Genomic DNA, 411 nt, shown 5'->3' with positions numbered 1-411 from the left:
GGCCGCAGCCGGTCGCAGACGGACCAGGACGCCGGGCGCTCTCCGTCGCTAAGCGCCGTCGCCCAGGCGCAGGCCATGTCCTCGAGCGCGATAGAAAATTCTCCCCTCGCCTCGTCCGTTGTCAGATCCACGATGTCGTCGCAGTCGATCTCATAGGAACACAGCACGCAAGGATCGATCCGGTGCGCGAACCCCTGGTTGGCTTCCTTGACCGCTGTCATGATGGTCAGCGCCAAATAGAGCGCCGGCACGCCTTTGGGATTAAATCGCGCACCTCTGATCGCCGCCCCTTCGCCGGAAGTCGGCTTGAATGCCCAACGTGGATCGTGTGCGCGGTAGCAGGTTCCAACGAACCTCACGCAAACCCGCCAACGGCCATGTGATCGAGATAGTCACGGACCGCTGCTGCCT

General features: G+C 62.8%; 1 protein-coding gene. It reads right to left on the bottom strand.

What is annotated here, in order from left to right:
- Nucleotides 1-359: RES domain-containing protein (locus EN750_RS38920; RefSeq protein WP_127399539.1), on the bottom strand; the 359-nt coding region annotated here is incomplete at its 3' end.
- Between the last annotated feature and the right edge of the window lie 52 nt (nt 360-411).

It is taken from the genome of Mesorhizobium sp. M7A.F.Ca.ET.027.03.2.1 (assembly GCF_003999175.1).
In the GTDB taxonomy this organism is placed as follows: domain Bacteria; phylum Pseudomonadota; class Alphaproteobacteria; order Rhizobiales; family Rhizobiaceae; genus Mesorhizobium.
This window is presented reverse-complemented; position numbering and strand designations above follow the sequence as displayed.